The following is a 14,448-nucleotide window of genomic DNA, read 5'->3' as shown; positions in this document are numbered from 1 at the left end:
TCATTCAAGGACGTTTAAAAATCCATTTGTCCTAAGGTATCACCCATTATGCTGCGAGTACATTGGGTGTGACCCGATTACATCAAAAAAGTTTAGTTGCCGCGCCTCAGGCCTCGGGCGCGGGTTCCATAATGCACTGCAACGGATGCTGCCGTGCGCGGGCCAACTGCTTGACCATTTCGACCCGTGTTGCAGCAATATCGCGTGTATACACGCCACACACCCCCCTGCCTTCGTGGTGCACTTTCAACATGATACGCGACGCTTCGTCTTCGTTTTTGCCAAACACCCGCTGCAAGACCGCAACGACAAACTCCATGGGGGTGTAATCGTCATTGAGCAACACCACCTGGTACATGGGCGGCGGTTTGAGCTGTTCTTTTTGGCGATCCAGCGCGGTGTCACGCTGAATATCGGTATTAATTGCCATGATTCATTTCAAATCTAAGTAATTTCCATAGTTGACTATGGCAAGCAACATTAAGCATTATCGACGTGTTCCGGAAAAGGTCGGGGGGACCGGGCTTCTGCCGGAACTAACAGGCTACCGCAAAAATGGTACGCCTGGTTTCAACCCAACACTATAGTCGAGAGAGGCAGTACGTATGTCCGAATCTAGCACCACCGCAACAGGGGACACCCAAAAGCTCACCGGAACCGTAAAATGGTTCAACGATGCCAAAGGGTTTGGTTTTATTACCCCCGACAATGGGGGCGAAGACCTTTTCGCACATTTTTCGTCCATCCAGATGAACGGTTTCAAGACCCTCAAAGAAGGTCAGAAAGTCGCATTTGAAATTGCGCAGGGCCCCAAGGGAAAACAGGCGCTTAACATTACGGCCGCCTCCTGACACCTTAACAAGAAGTCAAAATACAAGAATAATAATACTCAAGAACACCACTTCATTCGGGGCCGCGTGCCCCGTTTTTATTTGCCGGACCACACATCATGTTGTTACGTAACACCACATTGGGCCTGATACTGGCGTTGTGCACCCTCAGCGCACACGCACAAACCTTATTACCGGTCCGCGAGTTAACCATCAAAAGTGCGACCATTACAGCCGAGGTCGCCGCCACGCCCGAAGCGCTTAGCAAAGGGCTGATGCACCGACCCACCCTGCCGCCAAACCATGGCATGCTTTTTGTCTTCAACCCACCCGCCTTTCAGTGTTTCTGGATGAAGAACACGTTGTTGCCGCTGTCTATTGCCTTTATCGACAACAAGGGCGTCATTACACGAATTACCGACATGCGGCCGCTTGACGAAACAGCGCATTGCCCGCCCGGCGACATCGCCTACGCGCTAGAAATGGCACAAGGCTGGTTCCGTCAGAATCACATCGGCACAGGCGATCAGCTGTCGGGCTTGCCCGACTGAAGTGCAGCCTTCAGCACCCAAAAAACCGAAGGGGCGAGCTCTGTTGAGCCCACCCCTTCGGTTTGAACGGCACTACAAGCTAACGATAAGCCGGCAACACACGATGGCCGGCCCGCCGCCCGCCTTATACGCGCTCGAGAATGACGGCAATACCCTGACCCACGCCAATGCACATGGTGCACAGCGCGTAGCGACCGCCGGTGCGATGCAGATGGTAGGTTGCCGTAGTTGCCATACGAGCACCGCTGGCGCCCAAGGGGTGCCCCAAGGCAATCGCACCACCGTAGGGGTTGACGCGCGGGTCATTGTCGGCAACACCCAACAGGCGCAGCGTCGCCAGACCTTGTGAGGCAAAAGCTTCGTTCAGCTCGATCACATCGATCTGGTCGATTGTCAGGCCAGCCAGTTTCAGTACTTTTTCGGAAGCAGGCGCAGGGCCAATACCCATAATGCGGGGCTCGACACCCGCTGCGGCCATGGCCACGATACGGGCACGGGGGGTCAGACCATTAGCGCGCGCGGCTTCTTCGGAGGCCACGATAAGCGCACATGCGCCGTCGTTGACGCCAGAAGCGTTGCCGGCGGTTACTGTGCCGTCGGGGCGCACAACAGGCTTCAGACGCGCCAGGGCTTCGAGTGTGGTTGCGCGTGGGTGCTCGTCGGTATCGACCACTACCGGGTCGCCCTTACGCTGAGGAATAGTGACAGCAGTAATTTCGTCTTTGAAAATACCGTTCTTTTGCGCTTCGGCACACTTGGTTTGGCTGGCCAGTGCGAACAAGTCTTGATCTTCGCGCGACACTTTGAACTGATCGGCCACGTTTTCAGCCGTTTCGGGCATGGAGTCAACACCATACTGTGCTTTCATCAATTTATTGACGAAGCGCCAGCCAATGGTGGTGTCGTAAATGGACGCACTGCGCGAAAAGGCGGTTTCGGCCTTGCCCATAACGAAGGGTGCGCGGCTCATGCTTTCGACGCCGCCAGCGATCATCAGGCTGACATCACCCGAACGAATGCCACGGGCCACCGTACCTAAGGAATCGAGGCTCGAACCACACAGTCGATTAATCGTGGAGCCTGGTACGGTGTGGGGCAAACCAGCCAGCAACGAAGCCATACGGGCCACGTTGCGATTGTCTTCACCCGCCTGGTTGGCGCACCCGAACACTACGTCATCTACGCGCGACCAATCTACATTGGGGTTGCGCTCCATGAGCGCCTTGATGGGGATGGCAGCCAGGTCGTCGGTACGAACCGAGGACAGCGCGCCGCCATAACGGCCAAACGGAGTGCGAATTGCATCGCAAATGAAAGCGTGTGTTGTCATGATGGAAACCTAAAGGCTTTTAAAGACAAACCCCCGCAGCGCACCGCGCCGCAGGGATCTGGTTGAAAAACAAAATAATGCGCGGGATATTAACCCAGATTTTTTGCTGCAAAATCCCAGTTGACCAGGCTCCAGAAGCTTTCGAGGTACTTAGGACGAGCGTTGCGGTAATCGATGTAGTAAGCATGCTCCCAGACGTCACAGGTCAGCAAAGCGACGTCAGACGTTGTGAGCGGTGTGGCGGCGTTGCTGGTGTTGACGATATCGAGCGAACCGTCGGCCTTTTGAACCAGCCAAGTCCAGCCCGAGCCAAAGTTACCTGCGGCCGATTTATTGAAGGCTTCTTTGAATGCAGCCACGCTACCCCATTTGGCATTGATGGCGTCAGCCAGTTTGCCGGTGGGCTCGCCGCCGCCGTTGGGCGACATGCTGTTCCAGTAGAAAGTGTGGTTCCAGACTTGGGCTGCGTTGTTGAATACACCACCCGACGATTTCTTGACGATTTCTTCGAGCGAAGCGGATTCGAATTCGGTACCGGCAACCAGATTGTTCAGGTTGGTGACGTAAGCCTGATGATGCTTGCCGTAGTGGAATTCGAGAGTTTCTTTGGAAATGGTAGGTGCCAGGGCATCCATTGCGTAGGGCAGTTCAGGAAGCGTAAAAGCCATTTTCGATATCCTTATAAAAAGAACCCTTGGCCAAAAAGCCGTTGGGCAACAATGAGAAATGCAAAATCGATCGACAGGCCACCGGAAACTGCGGGGCTACAACAAACCTGTCGTTTTCAAAACTTCGACATCGGCGCTACCCTGGCTCAGCTCTAGGGTAAGTCGGTCTCCTGCCGACAAGTCTAACGCATTTTTAACCAGCTCCCCGCGCGGGTCACGCACCAGCGCGTAGCCACGAGCAAGAATTTTTCGGGGGCTGAGCGCCTGCAAAGTCAGGGCTGCCGCATCGAGCCTCGCCTGCGGAGCACGTAACTGACGAGCCCCTGCGGCAAGCAGACGCCGCTGAAGTGCGTCGAGCTCGCGGCGGCGTCGGGCAACTGGCGGCAGTGCCGCGCCCAACCTTGTTTTTAACAAATTCAGCCGGGCGCCTTCAAGCTCGCTATGCCGGCAGACGGCCCGCCAGAGTTGCTGCTGCAAAGTACCGATCTGCCGACGCTGTTGGGCCAGTCTTTGCTGAGGCGAAACCAGTTGTGCCATCGCCCTGTCGAGGCGAAGCGCCGCCCGCTCGAGGATACGTCGTTGCTGGCGCGCTAGCGCGACGACCAGATCTTCGACCTGATCCAGGCATTCCTGACGGGCAACACAAGACAACTCGGCGGCCGCAGTAGGTGTCGGCGCTCTTAAATCGGCCACAAAATCGCAAATGGTGAAATCGGTTTCGTGCCCCACGCCACAAATTACAGGTATCGGACTGGCTGCAACCGCCCTGGCAAGCGCTTCATCATTGAAGCTCCATAGATCTTCGAGGCTGCCACCGCCCCGCACCAGCAACAAGGTGTCGACCTCATTGCGATCGATAGCTGCATGCAAGGCTTGCCGCAATTGGGCTGCCGCGCCTTCACCCTGAACGGGTGCTGGGTAGACGATCACCGGCACATGAGGTGCGCGACGAGCCATTGCCGTCAGCACATCATGTAGCGCCGCCGCCGCCAGTGACGTAATGACACCCACAGCGCGAGGCATGGTTGCCAAAGCACGCTTGCGCGAGGGATCAAAGAGCCCTTCAGCCGTCAGCTTTTCTTTCAGACGTATAAAGGCTTCATGCAGGTCGCCCTGGCCGGCACGACGCAGGGTTTCAACTTGCAGTTGATAATCACCCCGAGGTTCATACAAGGTGACCGTGGCCCGAAACTCGAATCGCTCTCCGGCCTTCGGCACGAATGAAACCGCCTGAGCCCGCCCGCGAAACATGACAGCACGCACTGAAGCGCGCTCATCTTTGATCGTGAAATACCAGTGCCCGGAAGCCGCCTGCGTGAAGTTTGACACTTCGCCCCGCACCCAGATGCGCGAAAAATTGCCTTCAAGCAGATTACCCACCTGCCGATTCAGCTGCGCCACGGTCAGCACCGTGTCGGCGCCGGCGGCGGGCAAATCGGTCGAAAAGGAAGGGTTTGTCGTCATGGGACGTGGATAAGGGGGCTGCCTTGACTTGGGCCGCCAGTATACCCAACCAGCCAAAATTTTTGGCGCCATAGGCTGTTCGGCCAAACCATGTACCGATAAGCTCCCGCCGCGACAGGGAAAACCCTGCTTTACGCCTATTTTCGGGCGTTTTCGAAGCCAACCTGTCCACAGCTTTTTTTACTTTGTCAAATTGACTACAGATCAAGCCAATCAGGGCACCTGTTATTCCAAAACATTAAGAAAAAAACACAACCCAATGTTTTTAAACAACTATTTAAAGTTATAAAAAATGGGCTCAAATTGATCAACGAACCTTGAGCGCCCGTAAAACAATGGCTTCACGACAGTTTTGCACATAATTATCCACAGATTCTGTGGATACCTTTCGGTAAGCCTTTATTTACGCCATTTGGCGCATAAAAACACCGTAATTCGGCCTTTTGAAAGCCGCCAGCCGTTCCAATCCCCCAGCGCTGGCGATGTTCAGACAACGCGGGTTTGCGGGTGACGTAATCAATCGTAAAATGGCCCGCAACGTCAAAGCCACGACCCGAGCTCAACGCTTGGCGTCGGCAGACCGTGGTGGCGCTCATCGCCTCCAACACCTACCCGGAGACCTGTTTTGCTGCAAATCATTCATGACGCCGGCTGGCCTATCTGGTTGCTCATTGCAACGTCAGTTATCGGGCTGGCACTGGTCATCGAACGTTTCCTGGCACTGCGTTCAAAAAACATCACCCCACCTCGCCTGCTCGATCGCGTCACCGAACTCATGCGGCAAACAGCGCCTTCGGGTGCCGCTCTAGAGAAACTCGCCAGCAGCTCGCCCCTGGGCCGCGTGTTTGCCGAAGTCATCGCCGTACGCCAACACGATACCGCCTATCGCATAGCGGCCATCGAAGACGTGGGTAAAGATGTCGCCTATCGGCTTAACCGTTATGTCCCCAGTTTGGCCACGGTATCGGTAGTTTCCCCCTTGTTGGGACTATTTGGCACGGTCGTCGGGATGATCGAGATTTTTGCCTCGTACACCCCCGCCGGCGGCGACCCGGCGCAACTGGCGCGCGGCATCTCGGTCGCCCTGTACAACACCGGCTTCGGCATTATCATCGCCGTTCCGGCACTGATCTTCCACCGCTACTTCAAAAGCCGGGTCGAACATTTTCTGCACATCATCGAACATCAGGCCGCTACGCTGGACCGCATTTTGCAGCAAGAGCGCAAAAAAGGTGACGGCGAATGAACTTCCGCCAACGCCTGGCCCATGATGAGCCCGAAATCAACCTGATTCCACTCATCGACATCCTGCTGGTGATCCTTATTTTTCTGGCAGCCACCACGTCGTTTCAGCGCTTCCAGCAATTGAATATCAACTTGCCTCAAGCCTCGGCCCAAGCCATTACTGCCGAGCCGCTTGTCATTGCCATCAGTCAGGACGGCATGGTTGCGCTGGGTAAAGATCTTCTCGACGGTGCCAATATTCAGAATCTGGTCGCAAGCCTGCAAAACGCCACCGCAGGGCAAACCGAGCCATTGCTGCTTATCAACGCCGATGCCCAGGCGCCCCACCAGGCCGTCATCCGTGTCATGGAAGCGGCTCGTCTGGCCGGCATACGCCAGGTCAGTTTCGCTACGCAAGGCCCCTGACATGCACGACAACCAACAAGGCACGCCGTGAGCTTTCGCCAACGCCTGGTCGAGCGCGTCCATGACATCTGGCAAACACCCGGCCTGATCAGTACCCTGTTGCTGCCGCTGTCTTGGCTGGTGTGGCTGTTTGTCACGCTCAAGCGTCGGCGCTGGCAAAAACAGCCCCCCGCCCGCCCGACGCACTTACCCGTCATTGTTGTGGGCAACCTGGTCGTGGGCGGCACGGGCAAAACGCCGGTAGTCATCGCCCTCGTTAAAGGCCTGCAGGCCCTGGGTCTACGCCCCGGGGTCATTAGTCGGGGCTATGGCGCCCAGTCGGCCGGCGCCGAGGCGCGCACCGGAGTCGCCCCGCTCGACCCCGCACAGTTCGGCGATGAGCCCAGCCTGATTGCGTCGGCCACAGGCGCGCCCGTCGCCGTGCACCCAAAGCGGGCGCTCGCCCAGCACGCGCTGCATAGCCAGTGGCCTGAAGTAAACATCGTGATTTCCGACGATGGTCTTCAGCACCTTGCCCTTGCGCGCGACATAGAAGTGGTCGTGCAAGACGCGAGGGGTCTGGGCAATGGCCGTCTGCTGCCCGCCGGCCCTCTGCGTGAGCCCCGCAGTCGGCTCAACACGGTCGACCTGATCATCACCAATGCCACCGCCGCCGATACTCGCGAAGCTGTGACCAACCCTCATCGCCACAAGCCTTTGCCCGGCATGCCTTCGCATGTGCCGCAATTACGCATGCAACTGCAGCCCGTGTCGTGCACCCATCTGCAAACAGGCGAAGTGATCCCATGGGCGCGCTGGCGCCAGCAATTTGCCAGCGCGCGCATCGGCGCCGTCGCGGCCATCGGCCAGCCCGAGCGTTTTTTTGGCATGCTGCGCCGTCTGGGCGTCACCCTGGATACCACCCTTGCCTTGCCGGACCACGACACCTACAAAAACCCGCCTTTTGACAAGCTCGACACTAAGCTTATACTGGTGACCGACAAGGACGCCGTCAAATGTCTACCCACCACCGACGCCCGTTTGTGGTCTGTACAGGTCAGCCCCAGGTTTTCTGATGACCAATGGGTCGAACACCTGTACCGGCAATTACAATCACGCTCCCCAACCTAACGACACTGCCCCATGGACTCGCATCTGCTTGAAATTCTGGTGTGCCCTGTTTGCAAAGGCCCTTTGCAGCACGACGCTCAAAATCACGAACTCATCTGCAAGGCCGACAAGCTAGCCTTCCCGGTTCGCGATGGGATACCGGTCATGCTCGAAAACGAAGCCCGGCCGCTGACGACCACCGAAACACCGCCTCCGGACGCCGCCGCGTGAGCTTCATTGCCGTCATTCCTGCCCGAGCCGCGTCAACACGTCTGCCGGGCAAACCATTGCTCGACCTGTGCGGCAAACCTATGGTGGTGCGCACGGCCGAGCAAGCGGCACAGTCTGACGCTGTTCAGGTGGTTGTCGCCACCGACGCACCAGCCATTTCAGATGCTGTCCAGGCGCACGGGTTTACCGCCCTGCTCACCCGGGCCGATCACGCAACCGGTACCGACAGGTTGGCCGAAGTCGTCACGCAACTCGGGCTCAATGACGAGGCCATCGTTGTCAATGTCCAAGGCGATGAACCTCTTATCGACCCGGCGCTGATAAACGCCGTCGCGGCATGTCTGAAGGCCAGTCCGGAAGCCGCCATCGCCACCTGCGCCACGCCCATCAATGACAGCGAAACGCTATTCAACCCGAATGCAGTCAAAGTGGTCTGCACCCACGACAGCAAGGCGCTGTATTTCTCGCGAGCGCCCATTCCATGGGCTCGCGACGCGCTGGCCGACGGTCAACGTCGCCTGGCCCCCGGAATTCCCGCATTGCACCATATCGGACTTTACGCGTATAAAGTCAGTTTTTTAAAGCAGTTTCCCGGTTTACCCGTTGGTCCCCTCGAAACGTTCGAGTCTCTTGAGCAGCTTCGGGCCCTTGAAAACGGCTATGCCATTACGGTTTTGATCACCGACGGCTACCCTGCCGCTGGTGTTGATACCCAGGCCGATTTAGATCGTGTGCGCGGCATTTTTGCAAATCGGTTATAAATCGTCTGCAAAATGATCCACTCGACGCAATAATTGCTGCGTCGCCGCAATACAAAAATTAAGTTCAAAAGTTACTTGGAGGTTCTTTCATGCGACTGATTTTGCTCGGTCCCCCCGGTGCTGGCAAAGGCACGCAGGCTGCGTTCATCACCGAACAATTTGGCATTCCCCAAATTTCTACTGGTGATATGTTGCGCGCCGCCGTCAAAGCACAAACTCCCTTGGGCCTCGAAGCCAAAAAAATCATGGATGCCGGCGGGCTGGTTTCTGATGACATCATCATTGGGCTGGTGCGCGACCGCCTGAAACAAGCCGACTGCGAAAACGGCTATCTTTTCGACGGCTTCCCTCGCACTATTCCACAGGCCGACGCCCTGAAAGACGCCGACGTGCGTCTGGACTACGTTGTCGAAATGGTCGTACCTGATGAAAACATCATCGAACGCATGAGCGGCCGACGCGTCCATCCTGCCAGCGGCCGCAGTTACCACGTCGTTTTCAACCCACCCAAAGCGCCCGACACCGACGACGTGACCGGCGAACCTTTGGTCCAGCGTGATGATGACCGCGAAGAAACGGTACGTCACCGCCTGTCGGTTTATCAAGATCAGACCCGACCCTTGGTTGACTACTATTCCCGTTGGGCAGAAACCGGCGACGCAAAGGCGCCGAAGTTCCGTCAAATTTCGGGCGTCGGCAGCGTCGACGAAATTCGTAGTCGTATCAATAGCGCCCTCAAGGGCTGATTACATGCTTTGGCCCTGGTTTTTGGGCCAAAGCATTACATGTACACATCATCCTCATGAGCCTGATACGGTCAGCCGCAACCGTCAGCAGCTTTACCCTGCTATCGCGAATCACTGGTCTGGTTCGCGATATTTTTATTGCCAGCTCATTTGGCGCTGGCCCACTGACCGACGCCTTCTGGGTGGCGTTCCGCATTCCCAATCTGTTACGTCGCCTGTTTGCTGAAGGCGCGTTCGCCCAGGCCTTTGTACCCATTCTAGGCGAGGCCAAGAACAATCACCCTCCCGACACCGTCCGCCAGTTGCTTGACAGGGTTGCCCTGTTGCTTACGGCAGCGCTCATGCTGGTGACGCTCCTAGGGATGTTGGCCACGCCGTGGGTCGTCAGCGCCATGGCAAGCGGCATGCGAGTCGCCTCAAAGCAAGCCGAATTCGAAGCCGCCGTCTGGATGACCCGGCTGATGTTCCCCTACATTATCTGCATGTCGCTCGTGGCATTTGCGTCGGGGGTCTTGAATACGTGGCGCCGCTTCGCCGTTCCGGCATTTACACCGGTACTGCTGAACGTCGCCATGATTCTGGCCAGCGTGTTTCTGGTGCCCTTGTTTGAAACCCCCATTTATGCGCTGGCCGTCGGCGTCATGGCAGGCGGTGTTGCCCAACTGACCGTACAGTGGGTTGCATTGGCCAGACTGGGGCTAACGCCTCGGTTCTCTCTCAAATTGCGCACGGCGGCGCAAGACCCAACCGTAAGACGCATCATGCGGCAAATGCTGCCGGCCATTCTGGGGGTTTCAGTCGCCCAGATTTCACTACTGATCAATACGAATATCGCAACCTGGCTAACCTCGGGCAGTGTCACCTGGCTTTCATTTGCCGACCGCCTCATGGAGTTCCCGACCGCACTGCTGGGGATTGCACTGGGTACAGTATTGCTGCCTAGCCTGTCGGCAGCGCATGCCGCCAAAAATGGCAATGACTACAGCAACTTGCTAGACTGGGGCCTGCGACTGGTTATTTTGCTAGGCCTGCCCGCTGCCTTGGGCATGGCGCTGCTGGCAGAGGGTCTGGTCGCTACCCTGTTTCATTATGGTGCTTTCACGGCCGGCGACGTAGCGCAAACGCGCCTTGCCGTCATGGCTTATTCGGTTGGGCTGTTGGGTTTGCTATCCATCAAAATTCTTGCCCCCGGCTTTTACGCCAAACAAGACATTAAAACGCCGGTCAAAATTGCCATTTTGGTGTTGGTTCTGACCCAACTGTTCAATCTTGCTTTTGTGCCTTTATTTGCGCATGCGGGTCTGGCGCTGTCCATCGGGTTAGGCGCCACGGTCAATGGCCTTTTGCTCCTGGTGTTACTGCGCCGCAAGGGGGTTTATCAACCCGGGCCTGGCTGGTTAAAATTTTTTGTGCGCGTTATACCAGCGCTTCTGGCATTGGGGTTAGTATTAGTGCTGGCCAACCAGCACATCGACTGGATCGCACCCGGCCGTGCCTACCTGCGGGTCTTGTGGCTAGGCGCTGTACTAGCCGTAGCGGGGGCCGCATACTTCGCAACGTTGTTTGTATGTGGATTTCGCCCACGGCACTTTACAAAAAAGGCCCTGTAAGATAGAATCTTGGTCTTTGCTAATTAAACAGCTGCGATAAGTGTTGGGTGGGTGTACCACCCAGACCTTTGGCGGCATTACACTGTAAAATAAATATCACTATGGCTAACACCGCACAAGCTCGCAAACGCGCCCGCCAATCGGTTGCGCTCAATAAACACAATTCCAGCCTGCGCTCTATGTTGCGCACGTCCATCAAGCGCGTTCGTCAGGCTATCGAAGCCGGCGACAAAGCTGCCGCCACCGAAGTGCTGCGCAAAACATCCAGCATCATCGACCGCGTTGCCGACAAAAACATCATTCACAAGAACAAGGCTGCTCGTCATAAAAGCCGTCTTGCCGCTGCTGTCAAAGCAATTTAATTTCTGCAGTGGTTTAATTGGCAAAATTGCCGGGGTAGCGTATTGCTGCCAGCAATAAAAATCGGGGCGCCTAGGGCGCCCTGTTTTTTTGCCTGTTTTATTTACGCCAATTTAGCGACAGTTTTTCAACCACTTGTCGCCGCTGCTTGCCTATACCGCTGGCGCTGTTATTTGCCAGCCCACTCTCCAAACGCTCGACTCTCCATCAGCTTCGGTCACAACACAATCCAGCCAAAGGGTCGTAAAAAAGCCCGGCTAGTCCGGGCGTTCGGGCGGTGCTTGCCGCTCTTGGGTTTTTAGCTGGTTGCTTTTGGCAAAATCACAAACAAAAGCCCAGGCCAGCGGTTCGAGATCTCGGAGCCGGTGGTCGACAACGACACACCTTACCCCATCGATATACGTGGGTACCACGTACGGCGAATAGGTAAGCCGATCACCCCGCATACCGGGCGGACGAAACTGCGACATGACCCCGGCAAGGCGCTCGGCCCAGTCGCTGGGACGAAACCGTTGGCCGGTTTCGGTAATGCCAAAAATAATTAGCTGCTGCACGATTCTGACAAAAGATTATTTACCCCATCATTGTACCGCTTTAAGCAGGTTGCCGCAGCGCACACCGGCCGCTCAGAGGCGGCCGTAAACACCACGCATCAGGGCGCGAAAATTGTTTATCATAGACAGCTTAAATCCGTACTCTCATCAAGGTTCACGATGTCCAACGTAACGTCCAATGCAACGACGCAAGCCGGCCCTTTACGCCACTTCCTGCAGTTCAAAGACTTCACGCCCGACGAAATCGAATACGTGCTCGACCGCGCTCGCCTTATAAAAGACAAATTCAAGCGTTATCAGCCGCATCACACCTTGCACGACCGCACGTTGGCGATGGTTTTCGAGAAAGCCAGCACCCGCACACGCGTCTCGTTTGAAGCCGGTATGTACCAGCTCGGCGGCTCAGTCATTCACCTCACCACAGGCGACTCGCAACTGGGTCGCTCCGAGCCCATCGAAGACACCGCCCGCGTTGTCTCTCGCATGGTCGACGTGGTCATGATTCGCACGTTCGAACAAACTCGTATCGAACGCTTTGCCGCACATTCGCGGGTGCCGGTCATCAACGGCCTGACCAACGAGTTTCACCCCTGCCAGATTCTGGCCGACATACTCACCTTTATCGAACACCTGGGCCCCATACGCGGCAAAACTGTCGCCTGGATCGGCGATGCCAACAACATGTCGTATACATGGCTGCAAGCGGCAGAACTGCTCGGGTTCACCCTGCATGTTTCAACGCCCAAGGGTTACGAGCTCGAGCCAAAACGTATTGGCAGCCCGCCCGCGCATACCTTAAAGGTCTTTAGCGACCCCATCGATGCCTGCCGGGGGGCACACCTCGTCACCACCGATGTCTGGACAAGCATGGGCTACGAAGACGAAAACGATGTACGTCGCAAAGCATTTGCCGATTGGTGTGTCGACACCGACATGATGTCGGTGGCTGACCCCAAAGCTATTTTCATGCATTGCCTGCCCGCTCACCGGGGCGAAGAAGTCACCGCCGAAGTCATCGACGGCCCGCAAAGCGTTGTCTGGGATGAAGCCGAAAACCGCATGCATGTACAAAAAGCGCTCATGGAGTTTTTGCTGTTGGGCAAGGTCGCCTGAACCCAACCCAAAATTAAGACGCGTAAAAAAGCCCGGGGTGTTAACACCCCGGGCTTTTTTACGACGATACCAGTTTAGTAAAACGATACTTCCGGGGCGAAGCCCGGCGATACCCTTATTTTTTTGTTGCGTCTTGCAAAACAGGGACGCCATCGCCTTTCGAGGACGACAACAACCCGACCTGCGTATACGTGCGCAACTTATCGCGCGTATCGACGATATCGAGGTTACGCATGGTGAGCTGACCAATGCGATCACGCGGGGAGAATACGGACTCGCCTTTTTCCATGGTGAGACGTTCGGGGTGATACGTCAGATTCGGCGACGTTGTGTTCAGAATGGAATAATCGTTACCCCGGCGCAGCTCAAGCGTGACCTCGCCTGTCACTGCTGCGGCAACCCAGCGCTGGGCGGCTTCGCGCAGCATAATGGCTTGCGGATCGAACCAGCGGCCCTGATATAACAGGCGCCCCAACTTGCGGCCGTTTTCACGGTATTGCTCGATGGTGTCTTCGTTGTGAATACCCGTGACCAGGCGCTCGTAGGCAATGAACAACAGAGCCAGACCCGGCGCCTCGTAGATCCCGCGGCTCTTGGCTTCGATAATGCGGTTTTCGATCTGGTCGCTCATGCCCAGGCCATGACGACCGCCAATCGCGTTAGCTTCCATCAGCAGCTCGACCGTATTGCCAAAGGTTTTGCCATTAAGCGCAACAGGTTGGCCTTCTTCAAAGCGTACCGTCACCTCTTCAGCCTTGACCTGGACGTCGTCGCGCCAGAATGCCACACCCATGATGGGCTGAACGATCTTGATACCCGAATTCAGGTGCTCGAGGTCTTTGGCTTCGTGAGTAGCGCCCAGCATGTTGGAGTCGGTGGAATACGCTTTCTCGGCTGACATTTTGTAGTCGAAGCCATGCTGACGCATGTACTCGGACATTTCGGCACGACCGCCCAGCTCGTCGATGAACATCTGATCCAGCCAGGGCTTGTAAATTTTGAGCTCGGGGTTGGTCAACAGGCCATAGCGATAGAAGCGCTCGATGTCGTTACCCTTGTAGGTACTGCCGTCACCCCAGATATTGACGTCGTCTTCTTTCATGGCCGCAACCAGCATAGTGCCAGTAACCGCACGACCAATCGGTGTCGTATTGAAATACGTAACACCCGCTGTCGTTACGTGAAAGGCGCCGCTTTGCAAGGCAGCAATGCCTTCGGCCACCAGTTGCGGACGGCAATCGATCAGGCGCGCTTTCTCGGCGCCGTATTCAAGCGCGCGCTTGGGAATGGCGTCATAATCGGGCTCGTCGGGCTGACCCAGATTGGCCGTATACGCATAAGGGATTGCGCCTTTTTCACGCATCCACAACAGTGCGGCGCTGGTGTCCAGGCCACCCGAAAAAGCAATGCCGACCTTCTGGCCGACCGGAACGTTTTGAAGAATTGTGGTCATTGAATGGTTGCCCGAAACAAAGCTGTAAAAGGTGAAAT

The 14,448-nt window shown here is 56.4% G+C and carries 18 protein-coding genes; 11 read left to right on the top strand and 7 right to left on the bottom strand.

The window, feature by feature from the left end; translation table 11 throughout:
• Positions 1 to 106 precede the first annotated feature (106 nt).
• Positions 107 to 430 carry an ATP-dependent Clp protease adapter ClpS gene (clpS, locus tag CHR62_RS04865; RefSeq protein WP_093971256.1) on the bottom strand — a complete coding sequence of 108 codons (324 nt, stop codon included), beginning with the start codon at positions 428 to 430 and terminating at the stop codon, positions 107 to 109.
• A 175-nt stretch (positions 431 to 605) separates the two neighbouring features.
• On the opposite strand from clpS, the gene CHR62_RS04860 reads away from it, so the two are divergent.
• Together CHR62_RS04860 and CHR62_RS04855 are read left to right on the top strand one after the other, a co-directional pair.
• The gene (locus CHR62_RS04860; protein WP_093971257.1) at positions 606 to 851 is read left to right on the top strand and encodes a cold-shock protein; all 246 of its coding nucleotides are present in this window, start codon (positions 606 to 608) and stop codon (positions 849 to 851) included.
• A 98-nt stretch (positions 852 to 949) separates the two neighbouring features.
• Positions 950 to 1,381 carry a DUF192 domain-containing protein gene (locus CHR62_RS04855; protein ID WP_123660171.1) on the top strand — a complete coding sequence of 144 codons (432 nt, stop codon included), beginning with the start codon at positions 950 to 952 and terminating at the stop codon, positions 1,379 to 1,381.
• A 124-nt stretch (positions 1,382 to 1,505) separates the two neighbouring features.
• Here the strand turns inward: CHR62_RS04855 and pcaF are convergent, their stop codons facing one another.
• The 4 genes from pcaF to CHR62_RS04835 form a co-directional block, all read right to left on the bottom strand.
• Positions 1,506 to 2,711 carry a 3-oxoadipyl-CoA thiolase gene (gene pcaF, locus CHR62_RS04850; RefSeq protein ID WP_093971259.1) on the bottom strand — a complete coding sequence of 402 codons (1,206 nt, stop codon included), beginning with the start codon at positions 2,709 to 2,711 and terminating at the stop codon, positions 1,506 to 1,508.
• Between the two features lie 89 nt (positions 2,712 to 2,800).
• Entirely contained in the window at positions 2,801 to 3,379 is a 579-nt protein-coding gene (gene sodB / locus CHR62_RS04845) for a superoxide dismutase [Fe] (protein ID WP_123660170.1), read from the bottom strand.
• Between the two features lie 96 nt (positions 3,380 to 3,475).
• A complete protein-coding gene (gene xseA, locus CHR62_RS04840) occupies positions 3,476 to 4,843 on the bottom strand; it encodes an exodeoxyribonuclease VII large subunit (RefSeq protein WP_123660169.1) in 1,368 nt (455 codons plus the stop codon).
• A 362-nt stretch (positions 4,844 to 5,205) separates the two neighbouring features.
• Entirely contained in the window at positions 5,206 to 5,439 is a 234-nt protein-coding gene (locus CHR62_RS04835) for a hypothetical protein (RefSeq protein ID WP_123660168.1), read from the bottom strand.
• A 29-nt stretch (positions 5,440 to 5,468) separates the two neighbouring features.
• Here CHR62_RS04835 and CHR62_RS04830 point away from each other — a divergent pair, with 29 nt between their 5' ends.
• The 8 genes from CHR62_RS04830 (at position 5,469) to rpsT (ending at position 11,292) form a co-directional block, all read left to right on the top strand.
• Positions 5,469 to 6,089, top strand: coding sequence for a MotA/TolQ/ExbB proton channel family protein (locus tag CHR62_RS04830; protein WP_093971263.1), 621 nt, complete (start codon positions 5,469 to 5,471; stop codon positions 6,087 to 6,089).
• A complete protein-coding gene (locus CHR62_RS04825) occupies positions 6,086 to 6,493 on the top strand; it encodes a biopolymer transporter ExbD (RefSeq protein ID WP_123660167.1) in 408 nt (135 codons plus the stop codon). Before CHR62_RS04830 ends, CHR62_RS04825 begins: the two co-directional genes overlap by 4 nt.
• A 27-nt stretch (positions 6,494 to 6,520) precedes the next feature.
• Complete coding sequence (lpxK, locus tag CHR62_RS04820) at positions 6,521 to 7,603, top strand: tetraacyldisaccharide 4'-kinase (RefSeq protein ID WP_233574863.1); 1,083 nt, start codon at positions 6,521 to 6,523, stop codon at positions 7,601 to 7,603.
• Positions 7,604 to 7,615: 12 nt separating this feature from the next.
• Complete coding sequence (locus tag CHR62_RS04815) at positions 7,616 to 7,813, top strand: Trm112 family protein (protein WP_093971265.1); 198 nt, start codon at positions 7,616 to 7,618, stop codon at positions 7,811 to 7,813.
• A complete protein-coding gene (kdsB, locus tag CHR62_RS04810) occupies positions 7,810 to 8,574 on the top strand; it encodes a 3-deoxy-manno-octulosonate cytidylyltransferase (RefSeq protein ID WP_123660166.1) in 765 nt (254 codons plus the stop codon). The genes CHR62_RS04815 and kdsB overlap by 4 nt, the downstream gene beginning before the upstream one ends.
• Positions 8,575 to 8,663: 89 nt before the next feature.
• On the top strand, positions 8,664 to 9,320 hold the full coding sequence (adk, locus tag CHR62_RS04805) for an adenylate kinase (RefSeq protein ID WP_093971267.1): 657 nt from the start codon (positions 8,664 to 8,666) through the stop codon (positions 9,318 to 9,320).
• Between the two features lie 56 nt (positions 9,321 to 9,376).
• On the top strand, positions 9,377 to 10,930 hold the full coding sequence (gene murJ, locus CHR62_RS04800; RefSeq protein ID WP_093971268.1) for a murein biosynthesis integral membrane protein MurJ: 1,554 nt from the start codon (positions 9,377 to 9,379) through the stop codon (positions 10,928 to 10,930).
• Between the two features lie 101 nt (positions 10,931 to 11,031).
• Positions 11,032 to 11,292, top strand: a complete 261-nt coding sequence (rpsT, locus tag CHR62_RS04795; RefSeq protein ID WP_093971269.1) for a 30S ribosomal protein S20 — start codon at positions 11,032 to 11,034, stop codon at positions 11,290 to 11,292.
• Between the two features lie 255 nt (positions 11,293 to 11,547).
• Here the strand turns inward: rpsT and CHR62_RS04790 are convergent, their stop codons facing one another.
• Complete coding sequence (locus CHR62_RS04790) at positions 11,548 to 11,847, bottom strand: DUF3579 domain-containing protein (RefSeq protein ID WP_093971270.1); 300 nt, start codon at positions 11,845 to 11,847, stop codon at positions 11,548 to 11,550.
• Between the two features lie 156 nt (positions 11,848 to 12,003).
• On the opposite strand from CHR62_RS04790, the gene argF reads away from it, so the two are divergent.
• A complete protein-coding gene (argF, locus tag CHR62_RS04785) occupies positions 12,004 to 12,957 on the top strand; it encodes an ornithine carbamoyltransferase (RefSeq protein WP_093971271.1) in 954 nt (317 codons plus the stop codon).
• Between the two features lie 115 nt (positions 12,958 to 13,072).
• On the opposite strand, the gene argG is transcribed toward argF, so the two are convergent.
• Positions 13,073 to 14,410 carry an argininosuccinate synthase gene (argG, locus tag CHR62_RS04780; RefSeq protein ID WP_093971272.1) on the bottom strand — a complete coding sequence of 446 codons (1,338 nt, stop codon included), beginning with the start codon at positions 14,408 to 14,410 and terminating at the stop codon, positions 13,073 to 13,075.
• Positions 14,411 to 14,448: the final 38 nt, after the last annotated feature.

The sequence above is a fragment of the Pusillimonas sp. NJUB218 genome (assembly GCF_003788685.1).
GTDB lineage: Bacteria > Pseudomonadota > Gammaproteobacteria > Burkholderiales > Burkholderiaceae_B > Neopusillimonas.
The sequence above is the reverse complement of the archived record's forward strand: the minus strand, read 5'-3'. Positions and strand labels throughout refer to the sequence as shown.